Annotated in this window: 19 protein-coding genes; 17 read left to right on the plus strand and 2 right to left on the minus strand. The window is 47.9% G+C overall.

What is annotated here, in order from left to right:
- Positions 1-82 precede the first annotated feature (82 nt).
- The 15 genes from aroQ to spo0A all read left to right on the plus strand — a co-directional run bounded on the left by aroQ (position 83) and on the right by spo0A (position 13,885).
- Complete coding sequence (gene aroQ / locus Q9R23_RS01245; protein ID WP_290782290.1) at positions 83-529, plus strand: type II 3-dehydroquinate dehydratase; 447 nt, start codon at positions 83-85, stop codon at positions 527-529.
- Positions 526-1,590, plus strand: a complete 1,065-nt coding sequence (locus Q9R23_RS01250) for a M24 family metallopeptidase (protein ID WP_023467576.1) — start codon at positions 526-528, stop codon at positions 1,588-1,590. The genes aroQ and Q9R23_RS01250 overlap by 4 nt, the downstream gene beginning before the upstream one ends.
- A gap of 35 nt (positions 1,591-1,625) precedes the next feature.
- Positions 1,626-2,192, plus strand: coding sequence for an elongation factor P (efp, locus tag Q9R23_RS01255; protein WP_023467577.1), 567 nt, complete (start codon positions 1,626-1,628; stop codon positions 2,190-2,192).
- A 168-nt stretch (positions 2,193-2,360) separates the two neighbouring features.
- The gene (gene accB, locus Q9R23_RS01260) at positions 2,361-2,810 is read left to right on the plus strand and encodes an acetyl-CoA carboxylase biotin carboxyl carrier protein (RefSeq protein WP_311246271.1); all 450 of its coding nucleotides are present in this window, start codon (positions 2,361-2,363) and stop codon (positions 2,808-2,810) included.
- 15 nt (positions 2,811-2,825) lie between these two features.
- Positions 2,826-4,178 carry an acetyl-CoA carboxylase biotin carboxylase subunit gene (gene accC, locus Q9R23_RS01265; protein WP_311246272.1) on the plus strand — a complete coding sequence of 451 codons (1,353 nt, stop codon included), beginning with the start codon at positions 2,826-2,828 and terminating at the stop codon, positions 4,176-4,178.
- A 124-nt stretch (positions 4,179-4,302) separates the two neighbouring features.
- Complete coding sequence (gene nusB, locus Q9R23_RS01270; RefSeq protein ID WP_035409747.1) at positions 4,303-4,704, plus strand: transcription antitermination factor NusB; 402 nt, start codon at positions 4,303-4,305, stop codon at positions 4,702-4,704.
- Between the two features lie 71 nt (positions 4,705-4,775).
- Entirely contained in the window at positions 4,776-5,609 is an 834-nt protein-coding gene (folD, locus tag Q9R23_RS01275) for a bifunctional methylenetetrahydrofolate dehydrogenase/methenyltetrahydrofolate cyclohydrolase FolD (protein ID WP_081780391.1), read from the plus strand.
- Entirely contained in the window at positions 5,606-6,928 is a 1,323-nt protein-coding gene (gene xseA / locus Q9R23_RS01280; RefSeq protein WP_311246273.1) for an exodeoxyribonuclease VII large subunit, read from the plus strand. The genes folD and xseA overlap by 4 nt, the downstream gene beginning before the upstream one ends.
- A 2-nt stretch (positions 6,929-6,930) precedes the next feature.
- On the plus strand, positions 6,931-7,152 hold the full coding sequence (gene xseB / locus Q9R23_RS01285; protein ID WP_023467583.1) for an exodeoxyribonuclease VII small subunit: 222 nt from the start codon (positions 6,931-6,933) through the stop codon (positions 7,150-7,152).
- On the plus strand, positions 7,149-8,018 hold the full coding sequence (locus Q9R23_RS01290) for a polyprenyl synthetase family protein (protein WP_214855080.1): 870 nt from the start codon (positions 7,149-7,151) through the stop codon (positions 8,016-8,018). Before xseB ends, Q9R23_RS01290 begins: the two co-directional genes overlap by 4 nt.
- Before the next feature lie 118 nt (positions 8,019-8,136).
- Entirely contained in the window at positions 8,137-10,023 is a 1,887-nt protein-coding gene (gene dxs / locus Q9R23_RS01295; RefSeq protein ID WP_056060225.1) for a 1-deoxy-D-xylulose-5-phosphate synthase, read from the plus strand.
- 6 nt (positions 10,024-10,029) lie between these two features.
- On the plus strand, positions 10,030-10,836 hold the full coding sequence (locus Q9R23_RS01300) for a TlyA family RNA methyltransferase (protein WP_311246274.1): 807 nt from the start codon (positions 10,030-10,032) through the stop codon (positions 10,834-10,836).
- 154 nt (positions 10,837-10,990) lie between these two features.
- The gene (ahrC, locus tag Q9R23_RS01305) at positions 10,991-11,440 is read left to right on the plus strand and encodes a transcriptional regulator AhrC/ArgR (RefSeq protein WP_214855085.1); all 450 of its coding nucleotides are present in this window, start codon (positions 10,991-10,993) and stop codon (positions 11,438-11,440) included.
- A gap of 12 nt (positions 11,441-11,452) precedes the next feature.
- Complete coding sequence (gene recN / locus Q9R23_RS01310) at positions 11,453-13,159, plus strand: DNA repair protein RecN (protein ID WP_035409085.1); 1,707 nt, start codon at positions 11,453-11,455, stop codon at positions 13,157-13,159.
- Positions 13,160-13,162: 3 nt separating this feature from the next.
- Positions 13,163-13,885, plus strand: coding sequence for a sporulation transcription factor Spo0A (spo0A, locus tag Q9R23_RS01315; protein ID WP_035409083.1), 723 nt, complete (start codon positions 13,163-13,165; stop codon positions 13,883-13,885).
- A gap of 156 nt (positions 13,886-14,041) precedes the next feature.
- Here the strand turns inward: spo0A and Q9R23_RS01320 are convergent, their stop codons facing one another.
- Entirely contained in the window at positions 14,042-14,626 is a 585-nt protein-coding gene (locus tag Q9R23_RS01320) for a dihydrofolate reductase family protein (RefSeq protein WP_290773347.1), read from the minus strand.
- Positions 14,627-15,301: 675 nt separating this feature from the next.
- Entirely contained in the window at positions 15,302-15,556 is a 255-nt protein-coding gene (locus Q9R23_RS01325) for a DUF2627 family protein (RefSeq protein WP_023467590.1), read from the minus strand.
- Positions 15,557-15,678: 122 nt separating this feature from the next.
- On the opposite strand from Q9R23_RS01325, the gene Q9R23_RS01330 reads away from it, so the two are divergent.
- Together Q9R23_RS01330 and yqiS are read left to right on the plus strand one after the other, a co-directional pair.
- The gene (locus tag Q9R23_RS01330; RefSeq protein ID WP_035409079.1) at positions 15,679-17,334 is read left to right on the plus strand and encodes a sigma-54-dependent Fis family transcriptional regulator; all 1,656 of its coding nucleotides are present in this window, start codon (positions 15,679-15,681) and stop codon (positions 17,332-17,334) included.
- 145 nt (positions 17,335-17,479) lie between these two features.
- Positions 17,480-18,400 carry a phosphate butyryltransferase gene (yqiS, locus tag Q9R23_RS01335; RefSeq protein ID WP_311246275.1) on the plus strand — a complete coding sequence of 307 codons (921 nt, stop codon included), beginning with the start codon at positions 17,480-17,482 and terminating at the stop codon, positions 18,398-18,400.
- The last annotated feature ends 7 nt before the right edge of the window (positions 18,401-18,407 follow it).

Consider the following 18,407-nt stretch of genomic DNA (forward strand, 5'->3'; position numbering starts at 1 on the left):
TCGACTCGTCAAAACGAGGTAATCTTTAGGAGTCGGAAATCGGGTTATGATACAATGAAAAAGAATTCGAGGAGGTGTTTTTTTGCGTGTCTTGATATTAAACGGACCAAACTTGAATTTACTCGGAACACGCGAACCGGATACATACGGAACGGCAACGTTAGCTGACTTAGAACACGAGCTTCGCGCTTATTTTCCGAACATTCAGTTTCGGTTCGAGCAATCGAACCATGAAGGACGATTGATTGATGTTCTTCACGAGGAACGGGGAGCGGACGGTATCGTCTTCAATGCGGCTGCCTACACGCATACGAGTATCGCGTTACGTGACGCGATTGCTGCGATCGAAGCACCCGTCATCGAGGTCCATCTATCGAATGTCCATGCGCGTGAATCCTTCCGGCATCATTCGATGATCGCACCTGTCTGCCAAGGAGTCATCGCTGGACTTGGCATGACGGGATATCGTCTGGCAACGGAAGCACTCCAAGCTTTACAACAATCGGAACAAGGGGGAAATCAATCATGAAACAACGGATCGAGGCGTTACAAGCAGCTTTAAAGGAACGGGACCTTCCAGGATTACTCGTCACGAAGGCAGAGAACATTCGATACATTTCCGGCTTCACAGGCTCAAGCGGTGCATGTCTCGTAACAGAAGAGCAAGCGTACTTCGTGACGGATTTCCGTTACACGGAGCAAGCGGCAGACCAAGTCAAAGGAATGGAGATCGTTCAAATCGAACGTTCGATTCCAGAGACGATGGGCGAATTGATGGCAGGAGCGCGTGTTCGCGCGGTTGGTGTCGAAAAGGATGCGATGACACTCGGTGCTTTTGAAGCATACGATCAAGCTTCGGCAATCGAGCTTGTTCCGACGACAGGAATCATTGAAAACCTACGCTTGATTAAGGATTCGTCAGAGATTAAGATGATTAAGGAAGCGGTGGAGCTCGCAGACGCGACCTTCCAACACATCTTGACGTACATTCAACCAGGACGAACGGAACTTGAAGTATCAAATGAACTAGAATTCTTCATGCGTAAGCATGGAGCGACGTCTTCTTCTTTCGATACGATCGTGGCATCGGGCTATCGTTCTGCCTTGCCGCACGGTGTTGCCAGTTCGAAGGTCATTGCGACAGGCGAACTCGTCACGCTTGATTTCGGAGCACTCTTGAACGGTTATGTTTCAGATATCACACGGACTGTCGCAGTCGGTCCGATCAATGCTGAATTGCAGAAAATCTACGATACAGTCTTGCAAGCGCAACTAGCGGGTGTCGATGGCTTAAAACCAGGCATCACTGGGATCGAAGCAGACGCATTGACGCGTGATATCATCAAAGAAGCGGGATACGGCGAGTACTTCGGTCACTCGACGGGACACGGTATTGGTCTAGAAGTACATGAAGGACCTGGCTTGTCGTTCCGCTCTGAGACAAAACTTGAACCGGGCATGATCGTTACGGTCGAACCAGGTATCTACGTGCCGCAAGTTGGCGGATGCCGGATTGAAGATGACGTCTTGATCACGGAAACAGGTCGAGAAATTCTTTCGTCTTCACCAAAAGAACTGATCACTCTCTAATTCAGAGTGACGGGACATTTTAGGAGGAACCATTCATGGTATCAGTAAACGATTTAAAAACAGGATTAACGATTAAGACTTCAGACGGTATGATTTGGCAAGTACTTGAATTCCAACATGTTAAACCAGGTAAAGGGGCAGCGTTCGTTCGGACGAAAATGCGTAACATCCGTAACGGAAACATCCAAGAGATGACATTCCGTGGTGGTGAGCGTGTCGAGCGTGCACACATCGAGCGTAACAAGATGCAATACCTTTACCCAATGGGCGAGACTTACGTCTTCATGGACACAGAATCGTATGAGCAATTGGAATTGACGACGGCACAAGTCGAAGCAGCTCTTCCATACTTGCTTGAAAACATGGAAGTTCAAATCGCGGTTTACAACGGCGAAATCCTCGGTCTTGAATTGCCGAACACAGTCGTCATGACGATCGTTGAAGCAGAGCCTGGCGTTAAGGGTGATACAGCTTCGAACGTCAAGAAAAATGCGACAGTGGAGACAGGTCATATCATTCAAGTTCCACTCTTCATCGAAGCAGGCGAAAAAGTAACGGTTGATACACGTACAGGTGATTTCACAGGTCGTTACAACGGATAATATTGAAACGACAAGACGTCTCTCACCTTTTATCAGGTCGAGAGACGTCTTTTTTCATCCGGCGTGACTTGCATCCAATGGTATGACCAGTTAATATAAGTATTTGAGTAGGCATTAGCACCTGGTATAATAATTGTGAATACAGCATAGATGGGGGAAGAATGACAGATGAAAATCGATCAGTTGAAACAAGTACTCGAAATGCTCGATCAGTCGAGTGTAAATGAACTCTCACTCGAAACGGATACGTATAAATTAAAGTTGAAGAAACAAGGAGAAACAGTGACAGTCTCGCACCAAGCACCCGCTGCTCCAGTGGCGGCACCTGCTCCTGTGAAACAAACAGCGGAACCTGTTGAAGAAGAAGCAGTCGCTGACGATACGGTCACGATCAATGCCTTGATGGTCGGAACGTTCTATTCTCGTCCGAATCCGGATAAACCGGCATACGTCAAAGTCGGGGATCAGATCGAAGTCGGTCAAGTCGTTTGTGTCCTTGAGGCAATGAAACTCTTCAATAACTTAAACTCGGAAGTATCTGGAACGGTCGTCGAGATTCTTGTCGCCGATGGAGATCTCGTTGAATTCGGTCAACCACTCTTCCGGATCCGTCCGTAAACGGGGGTGAACAGCATGGAAAAATTATTGATTGCCAACCGTGGAGAAATCGCCGTCCGTATCATTCGAGCGGCAAAGGAACTTGGAATACAGACCGTTGCTGTCTACTCGACGGCGGATAAGGAAGCGTTACACGTCCGCTTAGCAGATGAGGCATATTGCATCGGTGAAGCAAGTTCTGCTTCATCCTACTTAAACGTTACGAACATCCTTGCGATCGCAACAAATCGTCAAGTCACGATGATCCACCCGGGTTATGGTTTCTTAGCTGAGAACGTCGATTTTGCCGAGATGTGTGAAGCGTGTGGGATTAAGTTCGTTGGTCCGACGTCGGATGCGATTCGTCAGATGGGAATCAAGGACGTTGCGAAAAAGACGATGATCGAGTGCGGAGTACCCGTCGTGCCTGGTTCAGATGGAACGGTCACAGACGAAGAAGCGGTCGCGCTAGCGCAAGAAATCGGTTATCCGGTCATCATCAAAGCGACAGCAGGTGGCGGTGGTAAAGGGATTCGGGTCGCTCGTTCGGAAGAAGAGTTGATTAATGGTCTAAGTGAGACGCGCCGTGAAGCGAAACAAGCTTTCGGAAATGGAGACGTATACTTAGAGCGCTTCATCGAAGAATTCCGCCATGTTGAAGTACAGGTACTTGCTGACCGGCATGGCAATGTCATTCACCTCGGTGAACGAGATTGTACCGTTCAGCGCCGGATGCAGAAACTGATTGAGGAAGCACCATCTCCTGCGGTCAGTGAAACGACACGGTTGAAGATGGGCGAGGCTGCTGTAAAAGCAGCAAAAGCGATTCAGTACACTGGAGCTGGAACGATTGAATTCATTTTCGTCGAAGAGACAGAAGAATTCTTCTTCATGGAGATGAACACGCGCATTCAAGTGGAACATCCAGTAACGGAGATGATCACAGGATTCGATCTCGTTCAAGCACAACTCCAAGTCGCGCTCGATCATCCACTTGCCGTTAAACAAAAGGATATCAAGTTCCATGGTCATTCGATTGAGTGCCGAATCAATGCCGAAGATCCAGACCATGATTTCCGTCCGTCTGCTGGACGTGTCACACAATATGTGACACCGGGCGGAATGGGCGTGCGCATCGATAGCGCGGTCTATCCAGGGTACATGATTCCACCATATTATGACTCGATGGTTGCGAAGTTGATCGTTCATGCAGAAACACGGGAAGAAGCATGCGCGAAAATGGAACGTGCGCTAGCTGAATTTTGGATCGAAGGTGTTAAAACGACGATCCCGTTCCACGAACGGGTTCTCAGTCACCCGGTATTCCGTCGTGGTACATTTACGACGAAATTTGCAGAGCGTGAGTTAAAAGGTACGATCGTAAACTGAATCAGGACGGGAGTTTGTGCGACGAACTCCCGTCTTTTTTTTGGCGTTCTCTATGTTTTTTAAAAGAGGAATGTGCTAAACTAACTGATTGAGAACGACAAAAAAAGGAGCACGCAAAATCATGATGAAACGACACATGGCACGCGAACTCGCAGTCCAATCTTTGTTCCAAATGGAACTTTCGGATCTGACTGCACAAGAGGCCATTGAATTCGCGGTAGAAGGTAAGGAATACGATACATTCGTCGAGCAATTGGTGAACGGTGTCGAAACGAACAAAGAAACAATTGATCAGCATATTCGAGAAGCACTCGTCAACTGGTCGTTCGAGCGACTTGGAAACATCGAGCGGACGATTCTTCGCTTGGCCGTCTACGAATTGTTGTTCGAAACGAACATTCCGGTTCGAGTAACGATCAACGAAGCCATCGAATTGACGAAGGCGTTCGCAGATGAAGAAGCGACGAAAATTGTGAACGGTGTTCTTGGTAAAGTGGCACAAGGCGTCGTCAAAGAAAATTCATAAACCGATTTAAAACCGAATAGAGACAAACAGACAGAAGAGTGAATCGAACTTTTTGGGGGAGTGGACAAATCATGGCAGTAGTAATCGATGGAAAACAGGTAGCCCATTCATATCGTATGAAGCTGAAAGAAGAAGTCGCACGTCTGAAAGAACAGCGGATTCAACCGCAATTGACTGTCATCTTGATTGGTGAAGATCCAGCTAGTCAATCTTATGTACGCGGAAAAGAGAAGGCAGCAAAGGAAATCGGAATGGATTCAGAGTTGATCCGACTTCCGGCAGAAACAACGGAATCAGAACTCCTTCATTTGATTGAACGCCTGAACGTAGATGCGAGTGTCCACGGGATTCTCGTTCAATTGCCGTTGCCAGACCATATTGATGAGAGCAAGGTCATTTTTGCGATTTCTCCTGAAAAGGACGTCGATGGCTTCCATCCTGTCTCTGTCGGGAAGATGATGATTGGTGAACCGACATTTTTACCATGTACACCAAACGGTATTCTCCATCTCGTAAAAGAGATGAATGTACCGATCGCGGGTCAGCACGTCGTTGTCGTCGGACGGAGTCAAATCGTCGGAAAACCCGTCGGTATGTTGTTCTTGAATGAATCGGCTACCGTTTCATACTGTCATTCAAAAACTGCAGACCTCGGTGCGATGACACGCCAAGCGGATATCTTGATCGTCGCAGTCGGTGTACCGAAGCTGATTACTGCAGATATGGTGAAACCGGATGCTGTCGTCATTGACGTCGGTGTCAACCGTGTCGATGGTAAACTCGTCGGTGATGTTGATTTTGATACGGTACAAGATGTTGCGTCGATGATTACACCTGTTCCGGGTGGCGTTGGTCCAATGACAATCACGATGTTACTGCATAACACGATCGAGGCCGCGCAATGAGTGAACCTCTTCACGTTTCCGATTTAGTCCACTATGTCAAACGTGAATTAGAAGGCGACGCCCTTCTACAACAAGTCCAGGTGGTGGGAGAAGTGTCAAACTTTAAACGACACTCTTCCGGTCACCTTTATTTTACGTTGAAGGACGAACAGTCACGGATGAAAGCCGTCATGTTTGCTCGGGATGCGAGTCGGGTCAAGACAGACATACGTGACGGCATGCGTGTCGTCGTCACAGCACGCTTATCCGTCTACGTCTCTTCTGGAGAAATGCAACTCTATGTCGAACGGATGACGGAAGATGGTGTGGGCGCATTATACGAGGCGTTTTCTCGCCTGAAAATAGATCTTGAGGAACGTGGCTGGTTTGATCCTGCGATCAAACAACCGTTGCCTGCTTTTCCGGAGCGGATCGGGATCATCACATCGCCAAAAGGAGCGGCGCTTCACGACATCGCAACGACACTCCGGCGTCGTTATCCGCAAGCAGCTATCGTCTTCGCGCCAGTTCTTGTACAAGGAGCAGACGCGGCACCCCAAATCAGTCGTGCTATTCAACTGATGAACGAGCATGCTGCCTGTGATGTGTTGATCATTGGTCGTGGTGGCGGTTCGATCGAAGAGCTGTGGGCATTCAATGAAATGTCTGTCGTGACAGCCGTGTTTGAATCACGTATCCCAATCGTCTCTGCTGTCGGACATGAGACTGATTTTACGATCAGTGATTTCGTCGCCGACGTTCGTGCTGCTACACCAACAGCGGCGGCAGAACTTGTCACTCCGGAAGCAGAGGCACTCGTCCGTCGTGTCCAGGATGTAGAGCGACGTTTGGAACGAACGTATACACAACTCCTTAAGAGTAAACAGGAGCAAGTGACACGTCTAGCTGCGAGTTACGGTCTTAAATCGCCACGTGTTTTACTCGGACTAAAGCAGGAACAACTGGACCGGACGGAAATGTTGCTCCAAAAAGAGATGCAGTATATCGTGACCCAAAACCGACAGCAGGTGGAGCGTCTTCACACACGCTTAATGCGAATACCAGTACGTGATCGATTCGTACAACAACGAGCAACGATTGAACAGTCGCGTCGTCGACTCGAAATCGTGCGTCGGCTTTTGCAATCGAAACAACAACAAGTGCGTCATGTGCTCGCGCGACTCGACTCCGTCAGTCCGACGCATGTCCTGATGCGCGGCTATACGTATGTCGAACAGGATGGACAAATTGTTCGTTCCGCGAAGGCATTAACAGCGTCTTCGTTCGATATCCGATTCCATGATGGAACGATTCGTGCCAAACGAGAGGATGGGGAGTAAGGATGGAGACGGAACAATCTTTTGAAGAAGCACTAGAACGACTAGAAGAGATCGTCACGTTACTCGAAGAGGGCGAAGCTCCGCTAGAACAAGCGATGGCTCTTTATGAAGAGGGCGTCAAACTGACAGCTCTTTGCCAAGGAAAGTTATCCGTTGCTGAGAAAAAACTCGATCAGATCCTGGAGCAAGATGGTACGCTGCGGGAAAAAGGAGGAGCACAATGATTGCCTTGCATGAATGGAAGACACAAGTCGAAAACAAAATGGCAGAGTTCATGGAGCGACTCGATGCACCCGACCGTTTACGTGACTCCATGCGGTATTCACTTGATGCCGGTGGGAAACGGATTCGTCCGGCCTTGATTTATGCAGTACTCGATGCCTTCTCAATCGACCGCTCAAAAGGAGATGCTACTGCTGCGGCACTTGAGATGATTCATACATATTCGCTGATTCATGATGACCTTCCGGCAATGGACGATGATGATCTCCGTAGAGGTCGTCCGACGAATCATATCGCTTTTGATGAAGCAACAGCGATTTTAGCAGGGGACGCATTGCTCACGAACGCATTCAGCTGCCTCCTCGAGACACCAGCTTCGCCAGAAGTGAAGCTTGCGCTCGTCGAACGATTAGCGGCGGCGGCAGGAGCTTCTGGTATGGTCGGTGGACAACTCGATGATATGCTCGGTGAGCGTGGTGGCATAAATGATGTAGCGGAGCTAGAATCGATTCATCGTCGAAAAACAGGAGCACTTCTCGTCTTTGCGGTCGAAGCAGGCGGGTTGCTCGCCGCAGTTAGTCCGAGAGATCTTGAGCACCTGCATCAATATGGTCGCCATCTCGGCATTGCTTTTCAAATTCAAGATGACATCTTAGACGTGACAGGAGATGCTGAAAAAATCGGCAAGCCGGTTGGTAGCGATGAAGAAAATGAAAAAGCGACTTATCCGAAACTCCTCGGTCTTGAAGGTGCGAAACGTGCACTGACAGCTCAGGTAGAAGCAGCAGAACAGGCGATTGAAGCACTATCGGTCGAAGCGACGACACTTAAGGAACTGCTAGACTTCGTGGTCAAGCGTGACCATTAAGCAGGACGATGCATCGTGCGTCGTCTTTTTCTATGCTGACAATGGCGCTCGATAGATTGTTCTAGTACAATGTAGGGTACAAACCCTATAAGATTGTAAGGAAAAGAGGCGGTAAGGTATGAAATTGACAGAAATACAGGATCCGTCATTTTTAAAGCGTATGTCGGTCTCCGAACTCGAAGTTTTCGCAGGCGATATTCGGCGCTTTTTGATTGAAGAATTAGCGACGACAGGTGGGCACTTGGCACCGAATCTTGGAGTCGTCGAGTTAACGCTTGCACTGCATCGTGAATTCGACAGTCCAAATGACAAGTTCGTCTGGGACGTCGGACACCAAGCCTACGTGCACAAGATTCTCACAGGACGCGCGAGCCAGTTTGATACGCTCCGTCAGCATAAAGGACTTTGTGGATTTCCGAAACGCAATGAAAGCGTGCATGACGTCTGGGAGACAGGGCATAGCTCGACGTCCTTGTCAGCAGCAATGGGGATTGCTGTTTCAAACGAATTGAGCGGTAAGGATGACCGGGCAGTCGCGATCATCGGTGACGGGGCATTAACAGGCGGTATGGCCCTCGAAGCATTGAATCACATCGGAGCAGAGCAACAAAACGTCATCGTCATCTTAAATGATAACGAGATGTCGATTGCACCAAACGTCGGTGCGATGCATCAAATGCTAGGACGGATTCGTTCATCTCGAAAAGTACGTTTTGCGCAAGACGAGCTTGAAGCATTGATCAAAAAGATTCCGGTCATTGGCGGACGTTTGGAAAAAGGAAGCGAGAAATTGAAAGAAGCCGTCAAGGGAGCGCTCGTTCCTGGGATGTTCTTTGAAGAACTTGGTTTCAACTATTACGGTCCGGTCGATGGACACGATCTTAATGATTTGATCGAACAGCTCAATTACGTGAAAAAAGAAGAAGGACCTGTCCTGCTTCATGTCATCACGAAAAAAGGGAAAGGTTATCGTCCGGCAGAGTTTGACGGGGTCGGTACATGGCACGGTCTTGGACCATACAAGATGGAGTCCGGCGAAGTCATTAAAGGAAAATCAAAAGCACCAAGTTATTCCTTTACGGTAGCGGATACCTTGACGAAGATGGCACGCGACGATGAAAAGCTGACGTTGATCACACCAGCGATGAGTGTTGGCTCAAAACTTGATTGTTTTGAAAAAGAATTCCCAGAGCGGATGTTTGACGTTGGGATCGCGGAACAACATGCTGTTACGTTCGCAGCTGGTCAAGCGACGCAAGGCATGAAACCCGTTGTATCAATCTACTCGACGTTCTTCCAGCGCGCATACGATCAACTCGTGCATGACGTGGCGCGTCAAAATCTGGACGTAACGTTTACGATTGACCGATCAGGTCTTGTTGGAGCAGATGGAGAGACACACCAAGGGGTCTTCGATATTGCTTTCATGCGCCACGTGCCGAATATTCGAATCGTCATGGCAAAGGATGAGAATGAACTACAGCACTTGCTCTATTCAGCTGTTAAATACGAAGGACCAATCGCCGTTCGTTTCCCGCGTGGCGAAGGACTTGGTGTACCAATGGATGAGACATTGCATGAAATTTCGCTCGATACGTGGGAAGTTGAACGTGAAGGAACAGATGTCGCCATCCTTGCATTCGGACCACAAGTGCAAGACGCGCTCAAAATCGCGGATCTCTTAGCAGGCGAATTATCAGTTCGTGTCATCAATGCCCGGACGATCAAACCGCTTGATGAGAAGATGCTGAACGCTCTTTACGCAGAGGGAATTCCGCTTGTGACACTGGAAGAAGCCGTCCTAAAAGGTGGATTCGGATCAGCTGTCCTTGAGCATGCGAACGAGCAGGAAGCATTCCCACGCGTCAAACGCTTCGGTATTCCGGATTGGTATATCGAGCACGGCGGTGTGAATGAGTTACTGGAAGAAATTGGACTATTACCTGGACAAATCGCAGAAGAAGTACGCGCTTTCGTCAATCAAGGAAAGAAACAGAGTGTGTGAAGATTCATGGAAAATGTAAAGAAAATCCGCCTCGACGTTCTTCTCGTCGAGCGCGGTTTGTTTGAAACGCGTGAAAAAGCGAAACGGTCGATCATGGCTGGACTCGTCTTTAGTGGCACGGAACGATTGGAGAAGGCCGGTGAAAAGGTTAAGTCCGATATCGATTTGCACGTAAAAGGTCAGTTGATGCCTTATGTGGGGCGTGGTGGCTTTAAGATGGAAAAGGCACTTCAAGTATTCGATTTTGATGTCTCGGGTAAAACAGGTCTTGATATCGGATCGTCGACAGGTGGTTTTACCGACTGCTCCTTACAAAATGGAGCAGCACATATGTATGCACTTGATGTCGGTTCCAATCAGCTGGACTGGAAGCTTCGCTCGGATGACCGCGTGACGGTGATGGAAAAAACGAACTTCCGGCATGCGACACCAGACATGTTCCCTGTCGCGCCGCAGTTTGCGACGATCGATGTCTCGTTCATTTCATTACGTTTGATGCTTCCGCCATTGAAGATGATCCTCGTTGAAGGAGGAGACGTCATGGCGCTCGTCAAACCGCAATTCGAAGCAGGTCGTGAGGATATCGGTAAAAAAGGCATCGTGCGTGACGAGCGGATTCATGTCCGAGTTCTCGATGAGATGATCGAATTCTTCATTCAACAAGGGTTCTATGTCAAGCAGCTCGACTATTCTCCGATTACCGGTGGAGAGGGCAACATTGAGTTCTTGTTGCATGCACGCCTTGGTCAACCAGGGCTTGATCCGTCCGTTCATGCGGCGGAGACGGTCAAGCTAGCGCATGCTAGTCTTTAAACGAACAGATGATAAGGAAGACGGATCCGGTTCATGGGTCCGTCTTCCTTGTTGTGTGACAAGATGAAAACCGGATAATAAAATGGGAAACGTGGACTTTTGATGATTTATTGGATTACAATAGTAACATCGAAGAATACTGTGAGGTGCAGGAATGACAAAGGGGCAACGGTTGATTAAGATTCGGGAGATCATCACCCAATCAGAAGTAGAAACCCAGGATGAATTGGTAGAGGAATTACGGAATGCAGGATATAAGGTGACACAGGCAACGGTATCACGAGATATCAAGGAACTCCATCTCGTGAAGGTCCCGTTGAATGATGGACGTTATAAATATAGCTTACCCGCCGACCAACGCTTCAACCCACTCGGGAAATTGCGGCGTCTGCTCGGAGATAGCTTCATCTCGATTGATTCTGCGCAAAATCTGATCGTCATGCATGTCCTGCCGGGAAATGCGAATGCAGTCGCTGTCTTACTAGATCATTTGAGCTGGAGCGAACTGCTTGGAACGGTGTGTGGGGACGATACGATCCTATTGATTGCACGAAGTGAGGAACAAGCGAAAGAAGTGACGGAACGAATTTTAGAAATGCTGTAAGGAGTTGACAGGATGCTAGCTGAATTATCGATCAAACAATTTGCGATCATTGACGAGCTACAGATCGACTTTAAAAAAGGAATGACCGTCTTGACTGGGGAAACAGGTGCCGGTAAATCGATCGTTCTCGATGCGATCGGATTATTAATTGGTGGACGTGGATCCGCGGAATTCGTTCGATACGGGGAAGATCGGGCGGAACTAGAAGGATTGTTTCTGATTGAAGACGATCATCTCGTCTATGATCTTGCAGAAGAGTATGGCATCGATATCGAAGACGGATTGATCATCTTGCGACGTGATCTTTTCGCGACAGGAAAAAGTGTCTGTCGCGTCAACAATAAGCTGGTCACACTGACGATTTTACGTGAGTTCGGACGTGTCCTCGTCGATATGCACGGGCAACATGAACATCAGCATTTAATGGACAGTACGTACCATCAAGCGATTCTCGATGACTTCGCGCAAGAGGCGATCGCGCCACTCCTTCAAGCCTATCAGTCCGGTTATCAAACGTATGAAGAAAAACGGACAGCGCTACAATCGCTCGCACAAAGCGAGCAAGAACTCGCCCAACGGATTGATTTGTTATCGTTTCAGACCGAAGAGATCGAGGGCGCAAAACTTCGAGCACATGAGGAAGATGAGTTACTCGTCGAGCGAAATCGTCTTGCGAACTTCGAGAAGTTATATGCGTCGTTGAAGACAGCCTATGACGCCTTACACGATGAGATGCGCGGCATCGATTCCGTTGGAGACGCGATGCGTGAACTACAACAAGCATCAAGCATCGACGAACAGTTTTCTCAGCAAAGTGACGCGATCGCAAGCGCCTTTTATGGACTAGAAGAAGTCGGTTACGCCATTCGAGATCAACTCGAAACACTTGAGTTCGATTCCAATCGACTCGATGAGATCGAACAACGTTTGTCCGTCTTCCAACAGCTGAAACGAAAATACGGAGCGACGATTGAGGAAGTCATCGCTTACGGTGAGAAAATTCGGATTGAACTTGATACGATGACAAATCGAGATGAACGAATTGAACGCTTAAAAACCGAAGTCGAACAGCTTGAAAGCGAATTGTTTGAAATTGGTGGTCGACTCTCACAACAGCGTCGCAAAGCGGCAGTTCAATTAAGTGAAGCGATTCATTTGGAGTTGCGTGAGCTTTACATGGAGAAGGCGCGGTTTGAAATTCGTTTTCTTCAAGACGGAAAGACACCGATGCTACGCAAGAACGGGATCGACCATGTGGAATTCTTCATCATGACGAATGCGGGAGAGCCATTCAAGTCGCTCGGAAAAGTTGCATCGGGCGGGGAATTATCTCGTATCATGCTTGGACTGAAGTCGATCTTCTCGCGCTCGGTCGGAGTCGCCTCAATCATATTCGATGAAGTCGATACGGGTGTTTCGGGTCGTGTTGCACAAGCGATGGCAGAAAAAATCTATCGTTTGTCGGTAGACGGACAAGTGCTTTGTATTACGCACTTACCACAAGTCGCTTCGATGGCGGATCAACACCTCTATATTCGAAAGATTGAGGAGACGGATCGTACGACGACTCAAGTCAACGTCTTGTCTCAAGCAGATCGAGGGAACGAACTTGGACGGATGATTTCCGGTGCCCATATGACAGATTTGACATTACGGCATGCCGAGGAATTGATGGATCAGGCGAAGACGATGAAAGAATCGCTTAAAAATGGGGTGTAAGGATTGATTAAAGTCGGGATAGCAGATGATAATCGCGAAATGGTCGAACTGATTCGCCAGCATATCTCTGCGCAAGAAGACATGGAAGTCGTTTGCGTCGCCTACAATGGCGAGAGTTGTCTCGAACGCATGAAAGAACATGAGGTGGATGTATTGCTCCTCGACATCATCATGCCTCATTTAGATGGGCTTGGTGTGCTCGAAGAATTGATGAAGAAAAAGAAGAATCCTGCTGTCATCATGTTGAGTGCTTTCGGTAAGGACGAGGTCTCACAACAGGCGGTCACCCTTGGAGCATCATACTTCTTACTTAAACCGTTCAGCATGGATCAGCTCGTTCAAAAAATTCGTCTCGTGACGAATCAAGGACAAGCTCCGGCGATCGAAACGATTGATCTAAAAGTCGGCTCGACGCTTCGAGAAGTGGGGATCGCTCCGCATATCAAAGGGTTTACGTATTTAAAAGACGCTGTCTTAATGGTGCTTGAACGGGAAGATCTACTCGGATTGATCACAAAGGAACTCTATCCGACGATTGCGAAAAAACATCAAACAACAGCTTCTCGCGTCGAACGAGCGATGCGTCATGCCATCAAGTCCGCCTGGAACGAAGGAATGCAGCAACACGAGTTGTTTAACGGTCGGATCGAACAAGAGAAGAGTCCAAAGAACTCGGAATTCATCTCGTATGTATCGAGTCATATGAATCAAGAACAATCCGGTTGAAGCCATATACCGTCTAATTCATAAAAGGCGCCAGACTGAAGATAAAGTGCAGTTTTTCTCTTGACGAGAAAGATTGCACTTTTTTTGTCCATCTCGAATCGCTACGCTTCTTTCCTCTTTCTTTCTGGTAAAAGGCAGAATCTAAACGATAACGGTTTATATTTGATTCTTATTTCGTTCATAGCGAATGATTGACACTCCGTTATCAAACGTGTGTTGTTCCATGACGTTCCAAGTGAGGGGAACCATTCTTTGATCGGGAAAGAGACGCTTACCGGAACCGATGATGACAGGATAATGGATCAAGCGAAGCTCATCGATCAAATCCGCTTGATAAAGTGTATGAACGAGTTCACTACTGCCCCAGATATGAAACGGTGGGCCATCCTGTTGTTTCAAAAGCTTTAGTTCAGAAGTCGGATGCTTCAAACAAGTTGTCGGCTGCCAAAGGACAGGTAGTGCATGACGCGTGGCGACATACTTCATGGCATGATCGGCAATCGGCCAGACATCTGAGTGGAGTGGCCAATAACTTGCCCATTGTTCGTAAGTCGCACGACCGAGCAACAGAGAGCAGTCCTCATGCATCCATCCGCGAATGACTTGACCGATCTCAGGATGTTGAAAAGGAACGGTCCAGCCACCATGTTCGAAATCGTTGCTTACATCCTCCTCCTTTCCACTCGGTGCTTGAACGACACCATCTAAAGATAGATGTTCGAATACGATGACTTTTCGCATACAAGATCTCCTTTCGAATGCACTCTTTCTACAGCATACGGTAGAGGTCAAAAAAAATAAAAGCGTTTTCAAATAAATATTGCATAAACTGAAATGTTTGTTATAATAAAGGTACCAAATGATTTGGCAAGACGTCAGATGAACGTCGAGTCGGCGAGGACTCCGGAAATCCCGTTGATGAATATCATCTCAGAACGCCAACTGTAAATGGCTCAAGAATGCCGGACGACATTCTCTTGGTAGAAGTCGTACCAAGGTATCTTGTTCATTCTAGATGGGAAATCTCGAATGAATGGGAGCTTCCATGATTTCGAAGCTAGGGAAAAGTGGAAGGTAACGGATCGTCTAAAATGAAAAGTACAGTTCGTGAAAAGGAGTGTTGTCTAGCAGTGATTGTTAGCAACCGAATGTTTGACTGCTTCAAGCGGATGACATTACGCTCCACCTAGGTCCCGAGTACAGTCAGATGATGGAACTGAAATACCATTCTATCGTTAGCTCGATAGCCAGATCTGATTTCTTTCCACCTCTTCATTAAGAGGAACACCTAAGGTTTTGGAGTACACGAATAGTTCTAACTATGAGAGGAGTTCATCCGTAAGTGAAACCAATTTTATACGAGTAAAAGGTCCCGCGCTTGAAATGAGTTCAAGAGATGGGGACCTTTTTCTGTGTTTATTTTTTTTGATAGCGGTCGGAGACTTTTCCACGTTTTCGATCGCGATAAAAGACATATCCTGCGACAAATCCAATACCACCCATCGCAAGAATCAACCCAACGAGACCTTGCAATACATATACGTAAGCCGCATCGCCTAAGTATTTAAACGGCACTTGCGCAATTAGAAAGACACTGTCGCGCATGAGCTTAATACCAATCGCGCCGATGATGCCGGGGATTAATAATGAGAGCAAACCAATGATACGCATAGGACGCCACTCCTTTCCAAGCGTATTGTATCAAAAAATCGACCGTTCTGCGAATCGGGTTTGCTTCCCTTTTTTATTCCGAGTAGGATAGAAATGTAAGCAGTTTCAAAGGGGGAATTTATATGCATCATCTACTCGTCGTCGGAGCAGGTCAAGGGGGAACAGAGGTCTTGCACGCATTTCAACGTTCACCACTATTAACGGTCATCGGTCTTGTTGATCCAAACATGGAGGCGCCTGGGGTAGCGCTTGCACGGCGCGCGGACATTCGGATCGAAACGAACTGGTCAGCATTCGAAGGAGCAGACGTCGATTTCATCATTGACGCTACGGGAGAAAGTGGCGTACTCGAACAATTAATCCATGATTTTCCGGGAGCGGCGGTCTTACCGGGTGAATTCGTCAGAGTGTTACTTGAGCGTCTGACTGAAAAAGAGAAAATGCTCGAAGCAATCATTCATTGTACGAGCGAAGCGATTTCCGTCGCCGATCAAGACGGACAGACGATGCTGATTAATCCGGCGTATACGCGAATGACCGGTTTCACAGAACGAGATGTCGTCGGAAAACCGGCTAGCGCCGATATCGGGATGCAGGAATCCGTTCATTTGAAAGTCTTGAACACAGGCGAGAACGTGCGAGATGTTCGTATGAAGATCGGACAAGATCAACGCGATATCATCGTCAACGCAGCACCTGTCATCGTCGATGGACAAGTCCGCGGTTCCGTTGGGGTCATTCGAGATATTTCGGAAATGAAGGCTCTAGCAAAAGAATTAAAGGCAGCGCGACAAAAAATCCGGACACTCGAAGCTAAATATACATTCGATGATATCATCGCCGAGAGTGAAGCAATGCGCTTCGTCGTCGATCAAGCGAAGCTTGCGGCAACGATGCCAGTCAACGTCTTGATTCGCGGTGAATCCGGAACCGGTAAAGAACTGTTCGCACATGCGATACATGCAGCGAGCGAACGCAAATATGAACAATTCGTCCGCGTCAACTGTGCAGCGATTGCACCGACGTTACTCGAAAGTGAACTATTCGGGTACGAGGAAGGCGCGTTCTCAGGAGCGCGGCGCGGCGGGAAACGGGGATATTTCGAAGAAGCACACGGAGGTTCGCTATTCTTAGATGAGATCGGCGAATTGCCACTCGACGTCCAAGCCAAACTGTTACGGGTGCTACAGGAAAATGAAGTCGTCCGTGTCGGTGGCACGAAGGCGATTCCGGTTGATGTCCGCATCATCGCGGCGACGAATGCCAATCTCGAACAAAAAATCATCATGAATGAGTTCCGAGAAGATCTTTATTACCGGATTAATCGTTTACCGATTCACATACCGGCACTACGTGAGAGACCGGATGATATCGCACCGTTAACCTTACACCTACTCCGCAAATTGAATCAAAGTTATGGACGATCGGTCGGACGGATCTCGGATGATGTACTCGAAGCAATGAAGAAGCAACCGTGGAAAGGAAACGTCCGCGAGCTTGAAAATGTCATCGGTCGCGCATTGATTTTTACGGATAAAACAGAAACGGTCTTACGAAAAGGACATCTTCAACTTGTCGTGCCACAAACAACAAAAGTCACGACGAGACAGAAAAAGGAAATCAAACATTTATCCGACGAGATGTCTCACGTCGAAGAACGATTGATCCGGGAAGCGCTTACTGCTTTTAATGGCAACAAAACAGAAGCCGCAAAACAACTTGGGATTTCTCTCCGGGCACTTTATTACAAAGTGGAACGATTTAACATTTATTCATGAAGTGCAAATTTTTGCGTGCAATATATTGCAAAAAATGCAAAAGCGTGCAAAATTAAAGACGTTCTTGCTTATCCTACCGTCTCTTTTGAATTGGCACGAAAATTGCTATTACTATTTATGTATGACAGGTAAGGGGGGGAATACAGTGAGATTCAGTGAAATGGTCGAGCAAGCAGCTCGACTCGAAGATTCCGTCGTTGCGATTGCAGCTGCGGATGACGAAGAAGTGATGGATGCTGTCGCATTAGCAATTGAAAACGATTTAGCGCGTTTTCATTTGTTCGGGGATGCGACACGGATTCAGCAGATGATTCAAAAACGGACATTACGAGAGTCGCAGTTCGTGATCACCCACACCTCTACATCTCAAGAAGCGGCAGAGCGTGCCGCTCATGCCGTTCGCAAAGGGGATGCGAGTGTCTTGATGAAAGGTCTTGTTCCGACAGCGATGTTCATGAAAGCTGTCTTGAACAAAGAAACAGGTCTGCGTTCTGGAAATGTCCTGTCGCATGTCGCGTTGTTCGAAGTGCCAGGGCGTGAATCAGCGATCGGATTGACCGATGCAGCGATTCATATCCAACCGTCACTCGAAGATAAGGTAAAAATTATCGAAAACGGTGTCTCCGCCTTACGAGCGCTTGGATACGGATTACCGAAAGTCGCAGTCTTAGCAGCCGTCGAAGTCGTCAATCCGACGATGCAGGCAACGATAGACGCTGCCCTACTGACGCAAATGAACCGACGTGGTCAAATCAAGGATTGCCTTGTAGACGGACCACTTGCGCTCGACAATGCCGTGAATCTCGCCGCTGCCCAGCAAAAAGGCTTGACGGGAGACGTAGCAGGGCAGGCGGATTTACTCGTCGTTCCGCAAATCGAAGTTGGGAACGTCATCTACAAATCGCTCATGTATTTCGCACATGCCTCGGTGGCGGCGATTCTCGTCGGAGCGCGGGCTCCAGTTGTATTGACAAGCCGCGCCGATACAGCAGAAGCAAAAATGTACTCACTAGCCTTTGCGCTATTAAATGCTCAACAGACGAAAAAAGTAAAACAAACAATCTGAGGAGGAA

The organism is Exiguobacterium sp. BRG2 (genome assembly GCF_031844245.1).
Taxonomy (GTDB): Bacteria; Bacillota; Bacilli; order Exiguobacteriales; family Exiguobacteriaceae; genus Exiguobacterium_A.

Coding starts and splice junctions, on each gene's coding strand:
- Q9R23_RS01250 (WP_023467576.1), top strand. CDS start 526: ATGAAACAACGGATCGAGGCGTTACAAGCAGCTTTAAAGGAACGGGAC.
- efp (WP_023467577.1), top strand. CDS start 1,626: ATGGTATCAGTAAACGATTTAAAAACAGGATTAACGATTAAGACTTCA.
- accB (WP_311246271.1), top strand. CDS start 2,361: ATGAAAATCGATCAGTTGAAACAAGTACTCGAAATGCTCGATCAGTCG.
- accC (WP_311246272.1), top strand. CDS start 2,826: ATGGAAAAATTATTGATTGCCAACCGTGGAGAAATCGCCGTCCGTATC.
- nusB (WP_035409747.1), top strand. CDS start 4,303: ATGAAACGACACATGGCACGCGAACTCGCAGTCCAATCTTTGTTCCAA.
- folD (WP_081780391.1), top strand. CDS start 4,776: ATGGCAGTAGTAATCGATGGAAAACAGGTAGCCCATTCATATCGTATG.
- xseA (WP_311246273.1), top strand. CDS start 5,606: ATGAGTGAACCTCTTCACGTTTCCGATTTAGTCCACTATGTCAAACGT.
- xseB (WP_023467583.1), top strand. CDS start 6,931: ATGGAGACGGAACAATCTTTTGAAGAAGCACTAGAACGACTAGAAGAG.
- Q9R23_RS01290 (WP_214855080.1), top strand. CDS start 7,149: ATGATTGCCTTGCATGAATGGAAGACACAAGTCGAAAACAAAATGGCA.
- dxs (WP_056060225.1), top strand. CDS start 8,137: ATGAAATTGACAGAAATACAGGATCCGTCATTTTTAAAGCGTATGTCG.
- Q9R23_RS01300 (WP_311246274.1), top strand. CDS start 10,030: ATGGAAAATGTAAAGAAAATCCGCCTCGACGTTCTTCTCGTCGAGCGC.
- ahrC (WP_214855085.1), top strand. CDS start 10,991: ATGACAAAGGGGCAACGGTTGATTAAGATTCGGGAGATCATCACCCAA.
- recN (WP_035409085.1), top strand. CDS start 11,453: ATGCTAGCTGAATTATCGATCAAACAATTTGCGATCATTGACGAGCTA.
- Q9R23_RS01320 (WP_290773347.1), bottom strand. CDS start 14,626: ATGCGAAAAGTCATCGTATTCGAACATCTATCTTTAGATGGTGTCGTT.
- Q9R23_RS01325 (WP_023467590.1), bottom strand. CDS start 15,556: ATGCGTATCATTGGTTTGCTCTCATTATTAATCCCCGGCATCATCGGC.
- Q9R23_RS01330 (WP_035409079.1), top strand. CDS start 15,679: ATGCATCATCTACTCGTCGTCGGAGCAGGTCAAGGGGGAACAGAGGTC.